The 22,516-nt window shown below is 63.4% G+C and carries 18 protein-coding genes; 6 read left to right on the forward strand and 12 right to left on the reverse strand.

The annotated features are described in order from the left end of the window. Nucleotides 1-128 precede the first annotated feature (128 nt). Nucleotides 129-1,427, reverse strand: a complete 1,299-nt coding sequence (locus AB3K92_RS00150; RefSeq protein ID WP_059487852.1) for an adenylosuccinate synthase — start codon at nucleotides 1,425-1,427, stop codon at nucleotides 129-131. Nucleotides 1,428-1,567: 140 nt separating this feature from the next. Here AB3K92_RS00150 and gcvA point away from each other — a divergent pair, with 140 nt between their 5' ends. Next, a complete protein-coding gene (gcvA, locus tag AB3K92_RS00155; RefSeq protein WP_059551833.1) occupies nucleotides 1,568-2,473 on the forward strand; it encodes a transcriptional regulator GcvA in 906 nt (301 codons plus the stop codon). Nucleotides 2,474-2,660: 187 nt separating this feature from the next. On the opposite strand, the gene AB3K92_RS00160 is transcribed toward gcvA, so the two are convergent. Then, a complete protein-coding gene (locus AB3K92_RS00160) occupies nucleotides 2,661-2,972 on the reverse strand; it encodes a hypothetical protein (protein WP_048028142.1) in 312 nt (103 codons plus the stop codon). Between the two features lie 2,549 nt (nucleotides 2,973-5,521). On the opposite strand from AB3K92_RS00160, the gene AB3K92_RS00165 reads away from it, so the two are divergent. Next, entirely contained in the window at nucleotides 5,522-6,838 is a 1,317-nt protein-coding gene (locus AB3K92_RS00165) for a replication initiation protein (RefSeq protein WP_021163671.1), read from the forward strand. 94 nt (nucleotides 6,839-6,932) lie between these two features. On the opposite strand, the gene AB3K92_RS00170 is transcribed toward AB3K92_RS00165, so the two are convergent. The 4 genes from AB3K92_RS00170 to AB3K92_RS00185 all read right to left on the reverse strand — a co-directional run bounded on the left by AB3K92_RS00170 (nucleotide 6,933) and on the right by AB3K92_RS00185 (nucleotide 12,722). Next, on the reverse strand, nucleotides 6,933-7,964 hold the full coding sequence (locus tag AB3K92_RS00170) for a ParB/RepB/Spo0J family partition protein (RefSeq protein WP_369464298.1): 1,032 nt from the start codon (nucleotides 7,962-7,964) through the stop codon (nucleotides 6,933-6,935). Then, nucleotides 7,957-8,652, reverse strand: coding sequence for a ParA family protein (locus AB3K92_RS00175; RefSeq protein ID WP_089430033.1), 696 nt, complete (start codon nucleotides 8,650-8,652; stop codon nucleotides 7,957-7,959). The genes AB3K92_RS00170 and AB3K92_RS00175 overlap by 8 nt, the downstream gene beginning before the upstream one ends. 1,804 nt (nucleotides 8,653-10,456) lie before the next feature. Further along, nucleotides 10,457-11,473 carry an AraC family transcriptional regulator N-terminal domain-containing protein gene (locus AB3K92_RS00180; RefSeq protein ID WP_369464299.1) on the reverse strand — a complete coding sequence of 339 codons (1,017 nt, stop codon included), beginning with the start codon at nucleotides 11,471-11,473 and terminating at the stop codon, nucleotides 10,457-10,459. A gap of 124 nt (nucleotides 11,474-11,597) precedes the next feature. Beyond that, complete coding sequence (locus AB3K92_RS00185) at nucleotides 11,598-12,722, reverse strand: MBL fold metallo-hydrolase (RefSeq protein ID WP_059591514.1); 1,125 nt, start codon at nucleotides 12,720-12,722, stop codon at nucleotides 11,598-11,600. An 83-nt stretch (nucleotides 12,723-12,805) separates the two neighbouring features. Here AB3K92_RS00185 and AB3K92_RS00190 point away from each other — a divergent pair, with 83 nt between their 5' ends. Both AB3K92_RS00190 and AB3K92_RS00195 read left to right on the forward strand, forming a co-directional pair. Next, nucleotides 12,806-13,459: a TetR/AcrR family transcriptional regulator gene (locus AB3K92_RS00190; protein ID WP_021163666.1), complete on the forward strand. Its 654-nt coding sequence runs from the start codon at nucleotides 12,806-12,808 to the stop codon at nucleotides 13,457-13,459. Nucleotides 13,460-13,646: 187 nt separating this feature from the next. Next, nucleotides 13,647-14,138: a flavodoxin family protein gene (locus AB3K92_RS00195; RefSeq protein ID WP_027792197.1), complete on the forward strand. Its 492-nt coding sequence runs from the start codon at nucleotides 13,647-13,649 to the stop codon at nucleotides 14,136-14,138. A 134-nt stretch (nucleotides 14,139-14,272) separates the two neighbouring features. Here AB3K92_RS00195 and AB3K92_RS00200 read toward each other — a convergent pair whose 3' ends face one another. Further along, a complete protein-coding gene (locus AB3K92_RS00200; protein WP_369464625.1) occupies nucleotides 14,273-14,857 on the reverse strand; it encodes a DUF2889 domain-containing protein in 585 nt (194 codons plus the stop codon). A gap of 755 nt (nucleotides 14,858-15,612) precedes the next feature. Here AB3K92_RS00200 and AB3K92_RS00205 point away from each other — a divergent pair. Together AB3K92_RS00205 and AB3K92_RS00210 are read left to right on the forward strand one after the other, a co-directional pair. After that, nucleotides 15,613-16,275, forward strand: coding sequence for a ProQ/FinO family protein (locus tag AB3K92_RS00205; RefSeq protein WP_021163663.1), 663 nt, complete (start codon nucleotides 15,613-15,615; stop codon nucleotides 16,273-16,275). Between the two features lie 501 nt (nucleotides 16,276-16,776). After that, the gene (locus tag AB3K92_RS00210) at nucleotides 16,777-17,838 is read left to right on the forward strand and encodes a DMT family transporter (protein ID WP_060221720.1); all 1,062 of its coding nucleotides are present in this window, start codon (nucleotides 16,777-16,779) and stop codon (nucleotides 17,836-17,838) included. Between the two features lie 554 nt (nucleotides 17,839-18,392). On the opposite strand, the gene AB3K92_RS00215 is transcribed toward AB3K92_RS00210, so the two are convergent. The 5 genes from AB3K92_RS00215 to AB3K92_RS00235 all read right to left on the reverse strand — a co-directional run bounded on the left by AB3K92_RS00215 (nucleotide 18,393) and on the right by AB3K92_RS00235 (nucleotide 22,501). After that, nucleotides 18,393-18,983: a nitrogen fixation protein NifQ gene (locus AB3K92_RS00215; RefSeq protein ID WP_369464626.1), complete on the reverse strand. Its 591-nt coding sequence runs from the start codon at nucleotides 18,981-18,983 to the stop codon at nucleotides 18,393-18,395. Nucleotides 18,984-19,082: 99 nt separating this feature from the next. Beyond that, entirely contained in the window at nucleotides 19,083-19,508 is a 426-nt protein-coding gene (locus AB3K92_RS00220) for a molybdopterin-binding protein (protein ID WP_369464300.1), read from the reverse strand. Nucleotides 19,509-19,776: 268 nt separating this feature from the next. Beyond that, nucleotides 19,777-21,312: an efflux transporter outer membrane subunit gene (locus tag AB3K92_RS00225; RefSeq protein ID WP_369464301.1), complete on the reverse strand. Its 1,536-nt coding sequence runs from the start codon at nucleotides 21,310-21,312 to the stop codon at nucleotides 19,777-19,779. After that, nucleotides 21,309-22,286 carry an HlyD family secretion protein gene (locus AB3K92_RS00230; RefSeq protein ID WP_060276713.1) on the reverse strand — a complete coding sequence of 326 codons (978 nt, stop codon included), beginning with the start codon at nucleotides 22,284-22,286 and terminating at the stop codon, nucleotides 21,309-21,311. Before AB3K92_RS00230 ends, AB3K92_RS00225 begins: the two co-directional genes overlap by 4 nt. Nucleotides 22,287-22,288: 2 nt before the next feature. Then, on the reverse strand, nucleotides 22,289-22,501 hold the full coding sequence (locus tag AB3K92_RS00235) for a DUF1656 domain-containing protein (protein WP_027792190.1): 213 nt from the start codon (nucleotides 22,499-22,501) through the stop codon (nucleotides 22,289-22,291). Nucleotides 22,502-22,516: the final 15 nt, after the last annotated feature.

The raw sequence follows: 22,516 nt of genomic DNA on the forward strand, positions 1-22,516 counted from the left end.
AGCCCTGCACGCGTCGTCCGGTTCGTGTGCATGAGGTCCGGACGCGCCGGCAAGCTAACCGCAGCGCATCGGCAAAAACTACCCGGCGACCATGGTGTGGCCGCACGATTCACGTCATGTATGACGGATCAGGCCGTGGCGGCCGTATCGAACGGATTGCGCAACACGATCGTGTCGTCGCGCTCCGCGCCGGTCGTGATCATCGATACCGGCGCGCCGGCGACCGCTTCGACGCGCGCGATGAAATCCTGCGCGGCGCGCGGCAGCGCCGCGCGTTCGCGTACCCCTTTCACAGTGCCGCACCAGCCGTCGAACCGCTCGTACACGGGTTTCGCGCGCGACTGCGCATCGAGGCTTGCCGGCAGATGATCGACCCGCACGCCATCGAGTTCGTAGCCGACGCACAGCTCGATCGACTCGAAACCGTCGAGCACGTCGAGCTTGGTGAGCGCCAGCGAATCGATGCCCGAAATCCTGACCGCCTGACGCAACTGAGCGGCATCGAGCCATCCGCAGCGGCGCGGCCGGCCGGTATTCACGCCGAACTCCTGCCCGCGCGCGCGCAGCGTTTCGCCGGTCGCGTCGGACAGCTCGGTGAGGAACGGGCCGCCGCCGACCCGTGTCGCATACGCCTTGGTGACGCCCAGCACGTGGCCGAGCTTCGACGCGCCGAGCCCCGTGCCGGCCGCCGCCGCCGATGCAACGGTGCCGGACGACGTCACGAACGGATACGTGCCCCAGTCGATGTCCAGCATCACGGCTTGAGACCCCTCGAACAGGATGCGCTCGCCACGGTCGGTCGCGTCGTTGAGATCGGCCCAGACGGGGCGGACGAACGGCAGGATTCGCGGCGCGAGGTCAGCGAGCGTCGCCAGCATCGCATCGCGCGAATGCTCGTCGAGCCCCAGGCCGCGGAACCACGCGTTGTGATGGTCGACGAGCACATCCAGTTTGGCGGCAAGCCGGCCCGGTTCCGCGAGATCGCCGACGCGCAACCCGCGACGCCCGACCTTGTCCTCGTAGGCCGGCCCGATCCCGCGCAGCGTGGTGCCGATGGGCTCGCGGCGCAGACGCTCCTGAGCCTGGTCGATCGCACGGTGGATCGGCAGCACCAGCGTCGCGTTCTCGGCGATCGACAGGTTGTCCGGCGTCACCGACAGCCCGAGTTCGGCCATCCGCGCGATTTCCGCGAGCAAGGCTTCCGGATCGAGCGCCACGCCGTTGCCGATCACGCCGCGCTTGCCGCGCACGATGCCGCTCGGCAGGAGCGCGAGCTTGTATGTCTTGCCGCCGACGACCAGCGTATGACCTGCGTTGTGGCCGCCGTTGTAGCGCGCGACGAGATCGGCCTGTGCCGCCAGCCAGTCCACGACGCGTCCCTTACCTTCGTCGCCCCATTGGGCGCCCACGACCACCACGTTCGGCATGCTCCGCACTCCATGTGAGAAATTCAGACAATCGTTCGGCCGAGCCGGCCGTTTGTGTGCCATATTGGCGGAGCTTGAGCACCCGATCAAACGATTAAACCTGAACCATCGCGTGAGTAAATATCACGTGAAATGACGCAATGGCCCGACGCCTCCCTCCATTGAATTCGCTGCGCGCGTTCGAAGCTGCCGCGCGCCACGGCAGCTTCACGCTGGCCGCCGACGAACTGTGCGTGACCCACGGCGCGATCAGCCGGCACGTTCAGCAACTGGAGGCGTGGCTCGGACGGCCGCTGTTCGAACGCCATAACCGCCGAGTCGAGCTGACCGACGCGGGCCGTGCGTATCTCGCCGAGGTCGGTGCGTCGTTCGACCGGATCGCGCTCGCCACCGCGCAGCATTTCGGCCATGCGCAGCAGCGCGTGCTGCGCGTCAGTGCACCCGCGACGTTTTCGTTGCGCTGGCTGGTGCCGAAGCTGTCGTCGTTTCAGGTCGCCCATCCAGCCATCGAGGTACGGCTGTCGACGTCGAACGAGCCGATCGACAAGCTGCGCGACAAGGTCGACCTGATTGTGCGCGGCGGCCCGCAGGCCATCGACGGCTACGTTGCCGAGGAATTCCTGTCGGAAGTCCGGCTACCCGTGTGTGCACCGAAGCTGCTGGAAGGGCGACCATTGCATACGGCCGCCGATCTCGCCGGCTTCACGCTGCTGCACGCGGCCACTTATCCCGGCATGTGGCCTGAATGGCTCGCGGCAGCCGGACATCCGAATCTCGTGCCGCGCCACTCGCTCACGCTCGAGCATTTCTACCTGACGCTCCAGGGTGCGCTCGACGGGCTCGGCGTCGCGATGGGGCCGATCGCGCTCGTCGCGGACGACATCGCCGAAGGTCGGCTCGTGCAGCCGTTCCGCGAACCGGCGCTGCCGCCGTGGCGTTACTTCACGTACGTCGCCTCCGCACGCGCGAACGACGACGCCGTACGGGCGTTCAAGGACTGGCTGAGGGTGACGGGAAATGCGGCTGCGCCGGGCGGGCGGAGCTGACCGCGTCGGAGTGCGGGTGGCACGCGCCACAAAATGCAGGAATGCGAATCAAATAACGCAAGCGACTGGATTGCGTATTGTCTTCGGCCTTCGTCGATACCGGGATTGCTGCGTTTGATGTGCGCCGTGGAACGGCGACGCATGCGGCAAGCCGCGGATCGATCCGTGGCTTGCCGCCGGAAGACGCTTACTGGCTTGCGCCGACGCCGGCTTTTTTCTCCGCGTTCTGCAGGTTCTGCGGATAGTTCGGATCATTGGCCGCCGGCTTGTAACCGGCATCTTCGAGTTTCTTCAGCTCGGCGTTGTTCTTCGCACGCGCGGCCTTGTGCTCTGCCTTGCGCTGGGCCCTGGCCGCCTTGCGTGCCTGGCTCTTCGCTGCCTTGGCGTCCTGTGCAGCGGACGCGCTGGCGTCGGTCTGCGCAAACGCGGGAACTGCCGAGCCGAACAGGAACGCGGCTGCGGTAGCAGCCAACGTGAGTTTTCTGATCTGGATTCGCATCGCTGAACTCTCTTTTCTGGTTTATCACGGATTGGAAGACCATCGAGATACCGCCCCTGCCCCGGTCGGTTGTCATGCCGCATCCGGGACCTGTGCATCATAACCGCGTCGTGAAAAATATGGCGTCAACGTGCAACGGGGTTCGGGGATACACGTATGGGAGAAAACGTGGACGGCACTCGACAGGGACGGTCACTGACAGGACAGGAATTGTGGATCGCGCCATTGGGGAACCGGAAACCGGCGACGTACCTGCGCCCTGAAGACGCGGACGATTGATGTATGGAGGTGCGATGCGAAATACCCATGACTGTTTCATAGGTGGGGATGCCGGCGCGCTCACCCTGGACGTGATCGTCATTCGGCCAATCACGATCACCGCAGTCACAGCAGTCGAACTGTGTGTCACGTTGACGGTCGACGTGGTTCAAGCGACAGTTCCTCCCATAAACGACCACGATTCGGTGTTACGGAGATCAAGGCAAGCACGATTGCATCGCACACAGCGTTTGCAGTTCGATCAGCAACCAATCGCTGAACTGTGACCCCAAGGGCTGCCTTAGTCGGCAAATATGGTCGCCATGTGGTCCGTATGACGAAAGGCGTCGACATTGCCTACGGTGAAGACATCGGCCCGGACCGCTTCACGATTGCGCTGACGGCATCGCGCGGATGTCACCACGGTCGTCGGGCGAACGTGATCCGCAGAAATGATGTCGCGGCCAGGTGAGATCCGGCAGATTCAGCGCAGGAACGCATCGGACCGCATGCCCGAAACACAGGATTTTCATTCCGCGACCTTGGCCTCAATGCATCGTGGCGAGCATTGCCGCCCGCACAGCATGCCGATAACTGCGGCCTCGTCAGGTAGGCGAGCTTTTACGAGATTCGAAAGTGTCGGAAGGTGAGAATGTTCGGGATCATCGCCCGAATTCGACTGGGGTGAGCTTCGTGATCCCTCTATCTTCACGTTGGCCCGCGACGCATGCTGGATCGACCCAGGACCCGGCGACGTGTGCAAACGATGCCGCCCCCCTACTTGATCTCGGGAAAGCCGTTCCAGGGCCTCTCGTTGTGGATGGGAGGCACAGCATTGATTTTCGGTTGATGGAGCCAAAGGTAGAAAGTTGGACGCCCCGGGCGCGGCGAAGCGAGTTGCGGCGATTTCCTCTGTGCACAGCCGACAGGCTGGGTTTGAGCGGAGACGCGAGCTGACGATCGGAGAACTTTCTTCGTAGACAAGGAGGCTTGAGTGTAAAAATTCCTTCGCCAGCCGTAGCGGATGATTTCAAACTGCTGTGAACGAAACCGAAGAGATCTATGTTTCCAGCGGGCCGATGGACTTTGCCGGTCGATAACGTGCATTCGCGAGGCTACGGGGACGGTTTTTCGATCCCATAAACGGGAACCTGTACCTGGAAACGGACAGTTTCCTCCCGTTTTTCTCCCATAAGTTTCTACGTTTCAGGAGATGTGAGTATGTACTCACCTCTTCTGGAAGCCTTGTTGGGCCTGGAACCTGTGCGAAACGAGGAGCCCGGTCACTGTTTCCCAAGCCTGAATCGAAGCGTTGAGGTGCCTGCAACACCATAGACGGCTACTCAATGGTAGCGGTTTATGGGGTTCGTCTTTCTGTGGACGCGCACGTGTGTTTACATCTTTTGTTAACGACGTTTACTTCTTTAACTACTTTTAGACGGCTCACAGCCTTATCCCACAAGGGTTTGACAGGTGTTCGGTACCCATTTATGGGAGCACAGGTGTAAGGGTCTGGGGTTTCAGGTCTGTGGATTTGGGGTTTGGGGTACCGGGTTGTGGGGAGTCAGGGTTGTGGATATGGGGCAAGCGTACCCGGTTATGGGAAATCGGCCACAGAACACGTTGGGTAGTCGTCTATGGGAACGTATGCAGGTAGCCTTTTATGGGGCATTTATTTGATCGGTAGATGCCTGAATGCACAGAGATTTTTCTTGGGTAGCCGGTTATGGGGCGCTTCAAAGGTAGCCGGTTATGGGTGGCATCCGGGGCCGCCTGATTGCCTTTTTCCAAATTTTCCCGTGGTTGGTTCCCATGGACAGGATCGACGGCACGGACAGGTAACCTTTTATGGGGAAACCGGAGGGTTGCCGTTTATGGGTGCTGTCTGCGGCATCCATGCAATCAAGGCCGGTTGAAAGGTACCCTCCTGTGGGAATCGGTGAAGGTAGCAAGTTATGGGAGGAAAACGAGACTGTGCTGCAAGGCACCATGAATGTGCCCAGCGATCTCGATTCTGCACATCTGTTTCCCATGGATGGTTACCTTGGCGAGGGCAAATCCCGTGCCGGGTTTCCGTGACCGGGCATGAAAGGTAGCCGCGTGTGGGAAGCATTTTGATCGAAAGGTAGATGGATATGGGGCCGCGAAAAGATTGTCTGATCGAAGATTTTCCTTTTGTATCTGAAGGTTAGCCGAGATAGTGCAAGTAAAGCAGGAACAAGGGCGTTGCCCGTCGCCGCGAAAAGGTATAAAGTCCGCTCTCAACAAGGTGACCTTATCCGGACATTACGATGCCGCGCAAGCCCGCAAGCAAAGGCTCAGACAAACAGGTTTCGCTGTTTCAGACACCCGAGCCTCCCGACTTGCTGCGCAAGGCGGTCCAGGCGATTCATATCGCGCCCAAGTCCGGGAAGATCGGGCTGCAGCAGCGCAAGATGTTCAGCTCGCTGATCAAGAATGCGCTTCGGCAAGAGGCGTTCGAGCCGGGCCGGACGAGCTTCTCGATCTCGATCGCGTCGCTCTCGCACGAGAGCGGGTTGAACAGCAACAACACGAAATACGTGAAGGACACGGTCAACTCGCTGATCAGTACCGTCGTCAACTGGGACTACCTGGCCGCGGACCGATCCACCGTCTGGAAAGCGTCAGGCCTCCTCGCCGGCGCGGAGCTCGAGCAATCGGTGCTGAAGTACAGCTTCTCCGACCAGATTCGCAGCGAATTGCTCAACCCCGAGATCTACGCATTGATCGATATGCGGATCGCCCGCGAGTTCCGGCGGTCGCACTCGCTCGCGTTGTGGGAAAACACGGTGCGCTACGAAGGAATCGGCATCACCGCGAAGATCCCGCTGCCGAAATTTCGTGACCTCATTCTCGGCCAGGACAAGGCGTCACAGTCGTACAAGGAATACAAGCTGTTCAAGAGCAAGGTCCTGGTGCCGTGCATTCAGGAGGTGAACGAAGTTTCGGATCACACGCTCGAGCTGATCGAACACAAGTCCGGCCGGAGCGTGGAAGCCGTCCAGTTCAAGGTGACGCGCAAGCAGAGCGCCGATACGGTGGAGGACGGCGACGTCAAGAACGAAGCGCTGGTCGAGGAGGTCGCCAAGTTCGGCATTCCGCGTTCGGAAGCGCGCCGGCTGATCACGCAATACGGCGTGCAGCGCATCAAGGCTGCGATTGCCTACACGCTCAATCGGACTACGAAGAAGAATGCGGCGCCGGTCGACAATGTGGCCGCATACTTCCGCAAGGCGCTGACGCACGGCTATACGCTGGCCGACGGGCAGGGAACGGAGGCGGCTGCACCGGCGAAGGAATCCGCGCAGAGCAAGCAGGAACAGATTCGCGACAAATATCTGGCGGCGAAGGTCGAGGAAGCCGGCGCGTATTTCCGCGAACTGGAGATCGACGACCAGACCAAGCTGATCGAGCGTTACAACGAGACGGTGGCAGGCTCGAAGGATCTGACGCTGTCGCCGAAGAAGAAGGCGAGCAAACTTGCGCAGACCAGTTTCTTCCGATGGCTCGCGCTGGATACGTGGGGCGAACCGACCTCGGACGACTTGCTGGAATTCTTGCTGAAAAGCAGTCTCGCTGGCAACTGAACGAGGCCTCGCAGCCGGGTGCGTGTCGCGTGCCGGACGTCGTCGTCCGGCTTCGCGATGCAACGCGGATGCGAGGCCTTCTGCTTTTCGCGCGTTACTTTTGCGTAGCCGTTGCCAGCTTGGCAACGTACGCGTCGATGACGGTCTTCAGCTTGTCGGCGAGCGCCTCCTGGTGCGATGCGTCGACGCCCTTGAGCTGCAGATCCAGGCGGCCGTCCGGATAGGTCTTCAACTGACCGATCGCTTGCGATTCGAGCGCGAAGTCATGCCGGACGCTGTAACGGGTGCGTCCTGCCTTCTTGCTGCCGTCGCTCTGCGCACGCAGGAAATTCTCGAGATCACGAACCGATTTTTTCCGGTCGATCACGGCCGTCAGCAGCCGGTCGGCCGTCGGCTCGCCCAGGCGTTCGAAGATCAGCTTCAGGAAATACGCCGCCTGCAGGCCGACCACGTCGTTCGCGCTCGCCATCCGTTCAAGGAGTGTGTTCGGGAGTGCGTTGAGCGACAGCGTCTTGCTGATCGATGCCTTGTCCTTGCCGATTTTTTCCGCCAGCGTGTTCTGGTCGGAAAAGACCTTCTCGTCGAGGAGACGCTTCCACGCGACCGCATCGTCGAAGATCGTCTGGCGTTCGTGGTCGTGGTTCGCGCGATACGCGATCGTGTAGAGCTGCTCGGGCGTGTGATCCGTGCGGAACGTGGCGTTGATGGTTTCGTCGCCGTTGATGCTCGTCGCGCGAAGCCGGCGTTGCCCGTCGATCACGACGAGCTTGCCGGGAAACTCCGGCAGCCGCGTCACCTTGATCGGCTCGATCTGCCCTTCCCGTTTCAGCGTCAGGGCGAGCTCGTGCAGGCTCGACTCCGAGTAGAACACGCGCGGGTTGAACGGGTTCGGAATGCAATCCTTGACCAGCACCTTCTGTGGCGCGCCAAGATCGGCCGTGACGGCGGGTGCGGCCGCGGCCGGGGCGCTGGCGGGTGCCGATTCGGCGATGGCGTTCGGTGCGGCCGCCGGTTCGGGCAGCCGCGTTTCGAGTGCCGCATTTTCCTGCGCGAGCCCGCGCAGCAGGCCGGCTGCGAGATGCAGGTTGCCGGTCGGCTTCTTGTCTTTCGAGGTGTCCTTAGCCATGGGCGGCTCCGGTAGCGCGCGTCGACGCGATGTATTGGGCCATTTCCGTGACCAGCTTTTCGATTTCCGCTCGGGCTTCTTTCAGGCCCTTCAGGTACCGATTGTGATGATGGATCGTGGTGCCGAGCGCAAACGTCTGACGGTAGACCTCGCGTTGCGCGATCTGGCTGTCGAGCAGATGCTCCCCTATTTCTTCTGCTCTTAGAATTTTTAAAATTTCTTCACGCATTTTAGTTTTTCCATTAACGCTATTCAGCATTAATGCGGAAGACAGATTTGGGTTACGGATGGATCGCATCGATTCGATCATGCGGATCATCGCGACGGTGCTGTAGAGATCGGCCGGCGACGGCGACAGCGGCACAAGGCAGAAATCGGCAACTTCGAGTACCGATGCGATTCGCGGATCTTCGAGGTTGCCGGGACAGTCGACGACGATCACATCGAAGTTCGCGTCTTGCTTTTTGATTTCGCCGCCAATGCCTCGGCCGGCTGGGGCCAGCGAGAGTACCGTCATCGGCAGCGTGTTCTCGCCGCTCGTTACCCACCGGACGGACGTGCCTTGAGGGTCGGCATCGATCAGGGCGACCTTGTTGCCGCCTGCTTCGAACGCAGCCGCGATATTGACGGAGATGGTTGTCTTCCCAGTCCCACCTTTTTGATTACTGACGGCGATCTTGAAAGCCATTAAATTTCCCCACGGAGTTTTGCGTAATATATGCAATTATTAGCGAAATGTCCAGAAAAAGCCTTCGACGGGATGTATGACTTGATGATCGATATGGTTGTCACGTGACAAGTAGCCGAATGGCTAAGAGTCAGCGATGGGCGGTGATCGAGTAAAAATAAAATTGACGATCTCGCTCGAAAATCACGTACAAAGATCGATAGAAAGTTCGACGAGCTTTAACAGTGATGACGGATTAACGCCTGGAGGGTGGACGATTGATCTTGCGAAATTTCTGGCAAAACTCTCAGTGACTCCAGTAGGTCGGCTTGGAGAATGTCGTCGGGAAGCTCAGTTGTCACGTGACAAGACGTAGAGATTTGGTGCTTTCCGGTGCACTCCGACACCGAAGAGTCTTTGGTCAGATCGCGGTGACGATCTCGGCGAAGTTATTTCAACGTTCGATCGCTGGTTTCGCGCGACTACCTCGCAGCCGAGGTGAGTTGTCACGTGACAATCGCCTCAAGAGCGGACGGTGACGACCGCTCTGCGTCGATTTTCAGCCCCGTTGCGATCGAACTCCGCTGAGAATGAACAGATAGATCGGTAAAGGAGAGGTTTGTCGCCTTTGGCTCGTCGCGAAGAGATTCTCCGGGGCGGTTGTTTGCTGGGTTGTCACGTGACAACTGGAGTGTTGTTTGAGGCGCGTGTGCGTTGAGTGGCACGCTGGCCTGCGCGTCGGGCGGCACACACTGTATCGAAGAGTTTGAAGCATCGATTGATCGCAGATTCCGCCCCCATCGTGGCGGGCCATCCGCATTCATACCCCCTGCAAAACGATGGAGCTCCTCACTGGGACAGCAACCCGAGTGCACATCATAAGCGTCTATGATATGGCCCCATTTAACTGGGCCGCTCAGTTGCATCTTCATCGAACGTTAGCCAGCAGGGTAGGGCGAGGCTCTGTCGTGCCTACCCCCGTTCCCGCCAGCGCAGTCCAGCCTTCACGCGACGGCCGTGCGTGCCAGGCGTCGATTTGCGGCAAACTCCGCGATTGAAGGTCGCGCGATAGCTCAAACGGGCCAGATCGTGAAACAATTTCAAGAAATTCGATGCTCGTGGAAATCCTTATCCAGCAAAGGGTTGTGCAATATTCTTCATGTTGTTTCACGCAATATCAACAAGATTGCGCGTTTAAATGGGGGCGCATGGTCATTTCGTGCTCTGCATCCGGCAGCTCGTATAAAGGTGCGTCGATTTGTACTTATTAATACGTATTATGTAGTGTTTGAAACTTCCGTGGTCCCGCCAGGTATCTGAGGCAAGTCGAACTCCCGCGGATCACATACACCACGGCACGCTGTCGAGTCTCTGATCGGATGTCCGCGCCAATAATCGGCGCGAGTTGTCACGTGACAACGCGCATTGGTTGCTCAACTCGTTGGATGACAGAGTGACGCGAGAATCCCGGCACCAAAGAGTTTGTGGCAGAGCGCCGGGGAGACCGTCAAGGGACCTGGTCGTCGAAGAGGGGACGAAGTCATCACCGGCTCATGAGAACGGCATGGGACGACCTGCTTGTGTCTGCGCCTTGATCGCAAGTTGGCGAAACGTCCGACTCCGAGGGGAGCTCACGCATCGCTCGATACTCAATTGCAAGTCCTCAGGCGGCCATCAAGCCATCAGTCCTGAGTCGGCAAGAAATCGAGAGGCGCGCGTCTCGCTGCAAGCGTGTGACTCGCCCGGATCAGGCATGAAACCGATCCAACCATTTCGTGGATACCGCCAAAATCGGCATCCTGCATCTTCGGTACAACTCCGGCGATCAGTAAGTTGCCGCCACCGACAGAACGACATCCGTTCCGCTGCGCAGGTTATCGATATCTCTTCTCGGCGAATTACCGAACAACCGACTGTATTCGCGGTTGAACTGGGTCGGGCTCGCATATCCAACCCGGAACGATGCCGACGTGGCGTCGAGTCGCTCGGACAGCATCAGCCGACGTGCTTCGTTGAGTCGTATCCATTTCTGGTACTGCAGCGGACTCATGCCAGTGAGCTGGCGGAAGTGGTGATGGAAAGTCGAACTGCTCATCTGAACCTGCGTCGCCAGATCGTCGACTCGCAGCGACTCGTCGTAATGGGTTCGCAACCACTGGATCGCCCGCGACACGCGGTTGCCCTGACTGCCGGCGGACGCAATCTGACGCAGGCGGCTGCCCTGGTCGCTCGCCAGCAGCCGGTAGTAGATTTCCCGCTCGACGTACGGAGCGAGAATTGCAATGGCGTTGGGATCATCGAGCAACGCCAGCAACCGGTTGACTGCGTCGTAGAGCGGTTCGGTCATGTCGCCGACGACGAGGCCCCGACCTGCGGGGGCATCCTCGTGATCCGGTGCGACCTGCGCCATCAGTTCGGCCATGACGCGAAAATCAAGCTTGAGCCCGATCCCGAGAAACGGCGTTTCTCGGCTGGCCTCGATGACCTGCGTTGAACCGGGCAAGTCGAGCGACGTGATCAGAAAACGGTTGGCATCGCATAGATACACATCGCCGCTCTGAATGATCCGCTTCGTGCCTTGGACGACGAGCCCGAAGCTTGGCTCGACCATACAGTCCATCGGCTGCGTCGGTGTCTCCCTTCGATGGAGGCTCAGGTTCGGAATGGCCGTGGTGAGGTGGTCGACTCCATCCGTCCACCTCGCGACGCGCTCTGCGAGTGTCAGCCGCAGGTCGCTCTCCCGGCTCTGGCGGGGCGATCGGGGAGAGACGGGGTTGAATGCAGCGAGGGGGGCGGTGTCGACCTGTTGGCCGGGGGAGTATTGGGCAGGTGCCGGATGCATGACTTCTCTACTCGGGTAATCGGGTCTACAGGCGGGCCCATCGACATGCCGGTACGCCGGAAACGAACTTCCCGGAGGCGCGGCATTGCCGCGCTCCCGGGAAAATGCGCAACGTCCGGTGGGCCTACTTCGTCGCTTGCGACGCGCAAAGCGACCAGCGGCGCGATTTCGTGGCAACGGATGGCACGCGCTCGTCCACCGTGCGCCACCACCGCTCGCCGCGATGCGGCTCGGCCAGAGCGAGGCGCTCGCCCATCCTGGGCGTCGACAATTCGACGCCACGCACGATCGCCAGCGCCGTGACGCGCTCGAACGGTTCCTGCCAGCGGTGCATCGCGAGATCGAACGTGCCGTTGTGGATCGGGACCAGCCAGCGACCGCGCAAATCGATGTGCGCCTGCACGGTTTCTTCCGGCTGCATGTGGACGTACGGCCATTGCGCATCGTATGCGCCTGTTTCGATCAGCGTGACGTCGAACGGCCCGAGGCGCTCGCCGATCGTCCGGAAACCATCGAAGTAGCCCGTGTCGCCGCTGAAGAACACGCGCAAGTCGTCGTCGACGATGACCCAGGATGCCCACAGCGTGCTGTTGCCATCGAACAGGCTGCGCCCGGAAAAATGCTGGGCAGGCGTGGCGGTCAGCGTCAAGCCGGCCTCGTCGACACTCTGCCACCAGTCGAGCTGACGGATTTTCTTCGCGTCGATTCCCCACTCGATCAGGCGGTCGCCGACGCCCAGTGTTGTCACGAACACACCGGTGGTTGCCGCGAGCGCGAGCACCGTGTCGCGGTCGAGGTGATCGTAGTGATCGTGCGACAGGATCACGCCGCGCAGCGGCGGAAGATCTTCGAGTGCGATCGGAGGCGCATGAAAACGCTTCGGGCCGACGCGACGAAACGGCGACGCGCGCTCGGCAAAGACGGGATCGGTCAGCCAGAATTCGCCGCGCAGCTTGAGCAGCAGCGTTGAATGGCCGAGCCGGTACAGGCTGCGATCGGGGGCCGCGTCGAGTTCCGCGCGGGTCAGCGAATCGACGGGCAGCACCCCTGCGGGCACGGTATGGCGCGGCTTGTTGAACAACATGTTCCACGCGATGCCGAGTGTCTTGCCCAACCCCTCGGCCGGCCGGGGCGCGACATTGCTGAAGCGCTCGCCATTGTGCTGCGGCGAGCCGCCAGACAGCACGCGGCCGCGTCGGGCGGCCGCAAGACCCAGAATGCGATGAATCAAAACGAGAGGCGATGCCATGTGGATTCGTCCGGAGAATAAAGTACACTAAACAGTGTAGTTTATTTTTGGGATAAGTAAACTACGCGGTGTAAAATTTCCGAATGGATACCAGCACTCCCCCTCAGCGCCTGACCGATCGAAAGCGCGCGGCCATCGTCGACGCGGCCATCGAGGAATTTCTCGCGTCGGGTTACGACGCGACCAGCATGGACCGAATCGCCGCGCGCGCGGACGTGTCGAAACGCACGGTCTACAACCACTTTCCGGGCAAGGAAACGCTGTTCGCCGCGATCCTGCAAAAATTGTGGGATGCGACCCGAACCGGCAGTTCGCCAACCTATCGTTCCGACGTGCCGCTGCGCGAGCAATTGCTCGCGTTGCTGGAGCGCAAAATGCGCCTGCTCGGCGACGAGGCATTTCTCGCGCTCGCACGTGTCGCGATCGGTGCGGCCATCCATTCGCCGGAACGCGCGCGCGACATGGTCGAGCGTCTCGGCGAGCGCGAGGAAGACATGACGGTCTGGGTACGAACGGCCGCGGCGGCCGGACGCCTGTCGGTCACCGATCCGGTGTTTGCCGCGCATCAGCTGCACGGGGTCGTGAAGGCATTCGCGTTCTGGCCGCAGATCACGATGGGCCAGCCGCCACTCGCGGCGCCGGAGCAACAAAAAGTCGCGGAATCCGCCGCAGACATGTTTCTCGCGTACTACGCGCGACCGGAAGACCCCGACGCATCACGCGCCGCAGCAGACTGATCGTGCATCCGGTCGATCATGCGCAAAGCGAGGCCGGCACAGTGCGCATGTTCGACGCGCGCCCTGGCCCGACGCGTCGGTAAACCGGCAGATCCACGGATGCGGAACCGCCTCATATGATCGCTGGCCATCCAGCAGAACCGGCGATGCCGCCGGCTTACCTGAAGCCGTACGCGAGTGACGACGCATGAAGACACTGTTGATCGTCTATCACACGATGACCGGAGGCACGCAACAGATGGCCGAAGCGGCTGCCGGCGCGGCGCGCGAGCAATCCGGCGTCGACGTCAGGCTGCAGCGCGCGGACGCGACGAGCGCAGACGATGTGCTGGACGCCGATGCCTATCTGTTTGCGACACCTGAGAATCTCGCGGCGATGTCCGGGCTGATGAAGGACTTCTTCGACCGCTGCTACTACGCGGCGCTCGATCGCGTGAACGGCCGCCCGTATGCGGTGATGATCTGCGCGGGAAGCGATGGACAGAACGCCTTGCGCCAGATCGACCGGATCGCGACAGGCTGGCGGTTGAAGAACGTGGCGCCGGGCCTGATCGTCTGTACGCACGCGCAGACGCCGGAACGCATCCTCGCGGCCAAGACGATCGACGGCGACGATCTCGCGCGCTGCGCCGAATTGGGCGCCGGTCTTGCAGCGGGACTTGCACTGGGCGTTTTCTGATCACGCAGGCCGCCGACAGCGCCGGCCGGTCGGCGTGAGGCCGGACCGAAGTACGTTCGTGCACATGACACGTGCACACAGGCGCGGTACCGATCCTGCGGTGCGGGCACTGGACTGGCGCGACTGCCTGGCGCTCAGCTGCCTTTTGCCGGCGTCGAAGGCCGGTGGTATTCGGGCCAAAGGCGTTTCACCAGATCGCGCGATGCGCCATATGCATGGCAACTGTCGATCTTGAGCGGCTTTCCGTCGCTGTCGCGCTCCTCGAGCGATGACTTCCGCATGCCGACCATCGTCTGATAGGCCGTGGTGGCGATCGGGCCGAGCAATTCCTTCAGGTGCGTGCACGTATCGCAGGACGGCAGGCGCTTGCGAACCTCGCTGTTCCAGCCGGCGCCGATGGTCAGTCCGACGAGCGCCTGCAGCGAGTCGCCGCCACCCGGACACTGCGCATACGGATGCGACCGGAGGAACGTTGATACGGCGCGGACGATCATGTCGGCGTCGAAGACCAGTGTCACGCCGAGGTCGTGGATCGGCGACAGCGCAGCGACCGTCCGGGTGCCGCCTGGCGGTGTGAAATCGAAAGTCTTGCGATCCGCGAGGCAGGCTGTTACTTCGAACCGGCCGTCGCTGCGCCGATAGCCGCGCATGTCGATCTGCCGGTGGTGTATTTCCTCGCGCGTGATGTCGTCGTGCGGGATGTCGTGTGGGGGAACCATGTATCTGCTCCGTTTCGTGCAACCGGTTCTTTTCGCCGGCAAGCGAGATCTCGACGGCTGGCCCGGTGCGCAGCGAAAGGGGCCGAGGGATACCGCCGCCGACATCGATCCGGCCATACTACGCACTTTTCGGCATCTTCGTACGCGACGGGATCGATGCGGACGCAACGATTCGAGTAGGGGTATCGATGCGATCGACGGAGGCATTCGCATGTCGCGACAGACGCCGCCCCGTCGGCGGGCGCTTCACATTGGCGCAATCGTCGATTCACACGCAACCGACGGCGCCGCCCCGGATCACGAATGGCGACCGAGATTCGCGGCGCATCGATGCGGCACGATCGGGGGCTGCGCGCCGAAGGCGGCATATCTCGCATGGGGCGTCGGCCAGTGCCGCCGGCGAGGCAATCTCGGCGCGCAAGATGGCCCCGATTTCCGCCGACGAGGGTGAACGACGTGACTTCCTGAGGCGTATCCATATAATGCGCAACACGACCGTCCGGATGCATTTCCGGTGCCCCGAATCGGGCCAATGCAGACCAGTGAGTCAACCGGCCGTCGCGCGTACCGGTATACTTCCACTCCTGCCTTGTCCGGCATCGTGGCCGGGTGCCTGAAAACAGAGTGGCGTGCGCGATGTGGCCCTGTAGTGTTCCGCCTCGGCGGCAGACGGGTCGCACGCATGGCGGCGAAGCGGGTGCGCCGCGCGGTGTGACCGCACGAACCACACCTTATATTCCTGGTGGATTGAATTTATGGGTTTTGAACAACTTGCCGAATTGCGGGCGCAGCTCGCAGCGAAGGCCAAGCAGGAGCGCAACGCGAAGCGGCCGGCAGCGCCGGCGGACACCGGCGCGAAGCCGAAGTCCGGCGACCAGCCGCAGCGTGGCGCCAAGCCGGCTGCGGCCGGCGGCAAAGCACCGCATCGCGCGAAGCCTGCATCGGCGAAGCCGTCGGCGCCGGTCGATCCGGTCATCGTTGCGATCGGCAAACTGCAGCGTAAGTTTCCGCGTGCATTCCCGAAGAATCCGGCCCCCAAAGTGCCGCTCAAGGTCGGCATCTGGGACGACCTCGCGCGCGAAGCACAGGCCGTCGGGCTCAACGAAGCCGAACTGCGTGAAGCGATGTCGACGTGGTGCCGCGGCAACCGCTACTGGTCGTGCCTCGTCGAAGATGCCGTGCGGGTCGACCTGCAGGGCAACGAAGCAGGGCGCGTCACGCATGACGACGCAGCGCGGGCGCGCCGGCTGAAGGCTCGCCGCCCCGGCAAGGGCGCGGCGCAATCGGCCAAGGGCGCGCAGCAGCAGCCGAAAGCCGAGCAGCAGGCCGAGGCGGCCGCCGAGCCGCAACCGGCGAACGTGGAAGCACAAGCCGACGCCGTGCCGCAGGTCGAGCAGCAAACGGCTGGAAACGAGTAACCGGCAGCGCGCGGCTGCATGCCGCGCGGCGCTGATCCGCTGCACATTGCCTGCGGCGAACGACACGACTGACTAACCTGCCTCGACAGAGGCAGGTCAGGACTCCTCCCACCGGCGCCTGACGCGCCGGGTCCTTATCTATCCCGCCTCGAACAGACCCTGCGACCGGACGAAGAAAGTTCGTCGATCGTTGCTGCATGCGCGATATCCCGACCGTGTCGTTTGCGCATGGACGGTACGCATGTCCGGAACGCGACGACGTGTCATTCAGTTAATTCGGTTTCCTGAAATTTCGCAATGCCGGAAGCATCGACACGGCATGTGAGCGTTCGCGCCCGTTCGTCCTGACACGTTGACGCGCGATAATCTCGCCGGGGCACGTCAGTTCGTGCGCAAGTTGACCGGTACGATGCAGCTTGCATTCAGAAAGGTACTGAACGCCAACCGCGACACAACCCGAAGCCGCTACCGGCGCCATTCAACGTCAATCCCGTCCGGATCATGCACTCGAGACATTCCGCGATTCTCGTCGCGCTCACCGCTGCCGCGCTGTTCGGCGCCGCGACACCGCTTGCCAAGGCGCTGATCGGCGCGATGTCGCCGTTCATGGTCGCCGGCCTGTTCTATCTCGGCAGCGGCGTCGGGCTCGGTATCGGTATCCTGCTTCGCCGCCTGCACAACCGTCACGCACCGGCCTCAGACGCCGCACCGCTGCAGCGCGCCGACCTGCCGTGGCTGGCCGGCGCGATCGCGGCGGGCGGGGTGGCCGGCCCGGCCTTGCTGATGCTCGGGCTATCGAGCACGCCGGCGGCGACGAGCGCGTTGCTGCTCAATCTCGAAGGCGTGCTGACGGCCGTCATCGCATGGGTGGTGTTTCGCGAGAACGTGGATACGCAGGTGTTCCTCGGGATGGTCGCGATCGTCGCCGGCGGCACGCTGCTGTCGTGGACGCCAGGCCGGGCCGGTGTGCCGGTCGGCGCGTTGCTGATCGTCGGCGCATGCCTGTGCTGGGCGATCGACAACAACCTGACCCGCAAGGTGGCCGCGAACGATGCGATGGTCATCGCGTGCGTGAAGGGGCTGATTGCAGGGCCCGTGAACATCGGCATCGCGCTGGCGACCGGCGCGACGCTGCCGGCTCTCCCGGTCACGGCCGCCGCGATGCTGACGGGGCTCGGCGGCTACGGGATCAGCCTCGTGCTGTTCGTCGTCGCGCTGCGTCATCTCGGCAGCGCGCGCACGGGCGCGTATTTCTCGGTCGCGCCGTTGTTCGGCGTCGTGCTGTCGCTGCTGATCTGGCCCGCGCTGCCGCCCGCGACGTTCTGGATCGCTGCCGCGCTGATGGCGCTCGGTATCTGGCTGCACGTTCGCGAGCGGCATGAACACACGCATACGCACGAGCGGCTCGAGCACACGCACCGCCATCGGCACGACGAACATCACCAGCATGCGCACGACATTACGTATGACGGCAACGAACCGCACACGCATCCGCACGTGCATCTGCCGATCACGCACAGCCATGCGCATTTTCCGGACATTCATCACCGGCACCGGCATTGACCGCGCCACGAACGGCGGACGACGCGGCGCGTAAGGTAACCGTTTATGGGGTGTGCACGGCATCGCGCTCGCATCCGTTGACAGTGCCGCCGGGGCGCGGTCGCAACAACGGGGGCGAGCCGGGCGTTCGCTCTGGATCGACCGGGGCGGCAATCTGTCCGGATCGATCGGTGCGTCAACCCTGCCGCCTCAGGCTTCGCGCTTGGGCCGGTGCACGCGCGGTCAACCGGTCGTTTGTTCGGGAATGCCCGCTGCGAGCACGTCGTCGAAGAGCGTGCGGAAGTTCGCGAGCCGGAAGCGGCGACTGAACCAACTCGTCGCCGCATTGGATTTGCGGTACGGATGGAATTCCGGCAACGGGGCGCGGCGCTCGATGTGTATCCAGCCGCGAGCCGCGGTCGTGGCAGGTTTCAGCGAACCCCGGTTTTGCGTAGAAGCGAGAGGCGGATTCGAAGCCGCACGATGGCAGGCTGGGCGGCCGCAACGCCGGCCAACGCGGATGCTTCGGATGGCGATGCGACGAATCGAATCGGCAGCGCGGGCTACGGTGGCGACTATCGCGCTTGAGGAAAGCAGAAGCCGAAATCCTCGCAGCCCGGGCACCCTGGCGCGGGGCCGGGCACCACATCGAGCGATGCGGCCACTTCCTGCGCGAGAAATTTTTTCCAGCGCAGGTGAGTGACGTTGCGTGCGGCAAGCGCGGGGAAATAGCGATCGAGCATCGCGGATACCGCGTCGCGCCCGTCGAGCCCGAGATCGCGCCACAGATGGTCGGGGCGCAGGCAGGCGTGCGCGATGATCGACGCGAGACAACCGGCGTCGTCGCGGTCGACGGCGGGATTCGCATCGTCCATCAGCCGCGCGTGCAGCGTCGCGACGAACGCAGCGTGGGGGGATGGCAGCAGTGCTATCGCGGCCGTCGGCACGAGCGCCGCGGCGTCGGCCGCAGGCAGGCGCGGAAACTGCCGCGCCAGCACGGCGGCCAGTTGCGGATGAGACAGGCCGAGCAGCCCGAGTTCGTTGCGGCGCGCACGTGCCGCAACGAGCGTGCCGAACAGGCGTGCGTCGGGCGTGTCGGCGTTTGCGGCTGCGGACAGCAGCGACTGCAGCGCCCGTTGTCGAGCGTCATCGAACGCGGCGGTCATCGTAGGCATCGGCGCGACAGCCGCACGGTGCGATCCGCATGATCCGCACGAATGCGCGGTGCCGAACGGATCGCCATCGCCATCACGATCGTCACGCGTTCACTCGACGCCGACGATCACGCTCGATGCCTTGAAGATCGCGGACGCAGCCGTGCCGCTTGCGAGGCCGAGACGATCGACGCTGTCGTTGGTGACGATCGCGACGATCTCGGCGCCGCCCGCGGCCTTGACCACGACTTCCGAATTGACCGCGCCTTTCGTGACCGACGATACGGTGCCCGCGACGCAGTTGCGGGCCGATACCTTGCTGCTGTCGACGTCGACCATCACGATGACCGAAGACGCCTTCACGAGTGCGAACGCCTTCGAGCCGGCCGCGAGGCCCAGCGAAGTCGCGCTGCCGTGGGTGATCACGGCGACGATGTCGAGGCCGTCCTGCGTCCGGAGCGTGATTTCGTCGTTGACGGCACCGGCCTTGACGGCGCTGACCTGGCCGGCGAAATGGTTGCGGGCGCTGGTTCGCATGATGGATCTCCGGAAAATGAACCGCCCGGCGGGCGGCGAGTAAAAGACGGGAAAAGCGCGGACGAGTTTACCTTCAATGCCGGCCCATTGCGGCTCGCGTTTGCGATGCCCGGCATTCCGGTTGCGCACGGTCGCGCGGCTGCCCGGGGTGCCATTCGTCGGACGCTTCCGGCGAGCCCAGGCTGGCCGTGCGCGTGTCACCCGGCAAGTCGATCAGCGGATGGCGCGCGTAGCGCGGCAAGCGCGCTTCCCGTTCTTCACCGGCAGGTTACTCGGCTGCGGTCACGGCGGCCGAGGCCGCCGATGCGCCGCTTGCGGGTGCCGGCTTCGGCGTCTGTTTCGATATCTGTTTCGACGCGTCGGATGCGGATGCCGCATCGTCATCCCATCCGCCGCCGAGCGCGAGGAAGAGCCGCACCTGATCGGCCGCGACCTGGCCTTCGGCTGCCGCCACCTGCGCCTGCACGCTCGTCAGCGTGCGCGTCGCGTCGAGGTCGGAGATGAACGACTCGCGGCCGGCCATATAGAGACGATGCGTTTCGTCGGCGGAACTGCGTGCCGATTCATAAGCCGTGCGCAGTGCTTCCGTGCGCTGCACGTCGGCCGCGTAGGTCGCGAGGCTCGACTGCGTCTCGCGCAGCGCGTTCAGCACGACACCGTCGAAGTGCGCGAGCGCGCCGCCCGTCGCGGCTTCGGCTTCGCGCACTCGCGCACGCTGGCCGTTGACGGGGAACGACCAGCTGATCAGCGGGCCCAACGACCAGCGATTCGTGTTGGACGAGAACAGGTCGGCAGCGACACCGACCGAGCCGGCCGACGCACCGATGCTGATCGACGGGTACAGCGCGGCGGTCGCCACCCCGATGCGCGCGGTCGCGGCGGCGAGTTGCCGCTCGGCTTCGCGCACGTCCGGGCGGCGGCGCAGCAGCGCGGCGCCGTCGCCGATCGGAATCGGCTGGCGCAGCTTCGGCAGGCGCTCGCACTCGGCGACGGCCTTCGGCAGGTCGGCCGGCGAGCGCGCGAGCAGCGCGGCGAGCTGGTATTGCGCGACCTTGCGGCGGCCTTCGAAGCGCGGGATATCGGCGGCGAGGGTGCGCACCTGCGTCACGCCGCGCGTCACGTCGGTCTGGTTGCCGCGCCCGGCATCGCGCAGCCGCTGCGACAGCGCGACGCGCTGCTTCTGCAGCGCGAGCGACTGCTTCGCGACGGCCAGCTCGTCGCCGGCCGAGCACGATTCGACGTACGCGCGCACGACGTCGGCGACGACCGTGATGCGTGCCAGGTCGCCGGCGGCCCTGACGGCCTCGCTGTCCGCGCGCGCGGCTTCGACGCCGCGCCGGAGCTTGCCGAACAGGTCGATCTCGTACGACACATTGATGCCGACCGCGCCTTCGTTGACGACCGGCAGCTTGTTCTCGAGCAGGTATTGCTCGGCCGATTCCTGCGCGCGCTGCACGGCGGCTTCCGCGCCGCCCGAGAAGCCGCCCTGCTGGCTCGCGACTTCCAGCGCCGCACGCGAGCGCGCGAGGTTGGCCGCGGCGACGCGCAGGTCGGTGTTCGACTTCAGTGCATCGCGCACGAGCGCGTTGAGCACGGGATCGTCGTAGAGCTGCCACCAGTTGCCGGGCACGGCGTCGCGCGACACGAGCGTGCCGTTCGCGTCGTCGAGCGCGTGGTTCGCGAGCGGCGCATTCACGTACGCCTGCTGCGGCAGCGTGTAATCGGGGCCGACGGATTTGCACGCGCCGAGTGCCAGCGCAAGCGGTGCGAGCGTCGCGGCGAGGCGCAGACCATGCCGCTTCATTGCGATGCTCCTGCTGCACCGGCGGCCGTGGCGGAAGCCGTCGAACCCGGCGCGACGGCCGACGCCGTGCCGGCGCCTGCCGGTTTCACGTTGTCGTTGCGACGCGTGTCGGCGTCGCGCATCGAGACGGTCGCGGTGCGGCCCGCGATCATGCGGAAATCGTCGGGCACTTCGTCGAGCACGACGCGCACCGGCACGCGTTGCGCGAGCCGCACCCAGCTGAATGCCGGGTTCACGTTCGGCAGCAGGTTCGCACCCTGCGTGCGGTCGCGATCCTCGATCGCGGCGACGATGCTCTGCACGTGGCCGCGCAGCGTATGCGGCTCACCCATCACGATGATGTCGACCGGCTGGCCGATGTGGATGCCGCGCAGCTTGGTTTCCTCGAAGTAGCCGTCGACGCGGAACGAATTGCGGTCGACGACCGACAGCACCGCGCGGCCGGCCGGCACGTATTCGCCGATGCGCGGCGCGCGGTCGTTCAGGTAGCCGTCTACGGGACTGACGATCGTCGTGCGCTGGAGGTTCAGCTTCGCGGTGTCGAGCGACACCTGCGCATCGGCGACGGCGGCTTCACCCTGTTCGACGCGCGTGCGGCTTTCCTCGACCTGTTCGCTCGCGACCAGGTTGCCGAGCTGCAGGTTGCGCGCGTATTCGCGCTTCGCCTGGGCGAGCGTCGCGCGGCGCTGGGCGAGCGTGGCTTCGGCGAGGCGCTCCGCAAGCGTGTAGCGGGCCTGGTCGATCACGAACAGCACCTGGCCGCGCTTGACCTCCTGGTTGTCGGCGACCTGCACCGACGTGATGAGGCCCGCCACGTCCGGCGCGACCTGGATCACGTCGGCGCGCACGTGACCGTCGCGGGTCCACGGCGAGAACATGTAGTAGTTGACGATGCGCCACAGCACGACGGCGGCCACGACGACGACGATCAGGGTAAGCAGGATTTGCCCTGCCGAGAGCCAGGTTTTTTTCACGGTTAGCTAGCCACGAGATGGTGGGAAACGATCACGACGGCGGCAAACACGAACACGTAGATGCCGAGGTCGAAGATCGAACGGTGCCAGACGAGGCGGTAGAAGCCGACGCGCTCGAGCACGGCGCGCACGACGATGTTGATCAGGTAGGCGATCAGCATCAGCACGAGCGGGGCCGGCACGAATACGCCGAAGATGTCGATTTCGCCGATCATGGTCGCGGTCGGAAA

Source organism: Burkholderia sp. Bmkn7, from assembly GCF_041103175.1.
GTDB lineage: Bacteria > Pseudomonadota > Gammaproteobacteria > Burkholderiales > Burkholderiaceae > Burkholderia > Burkholderia cepacia.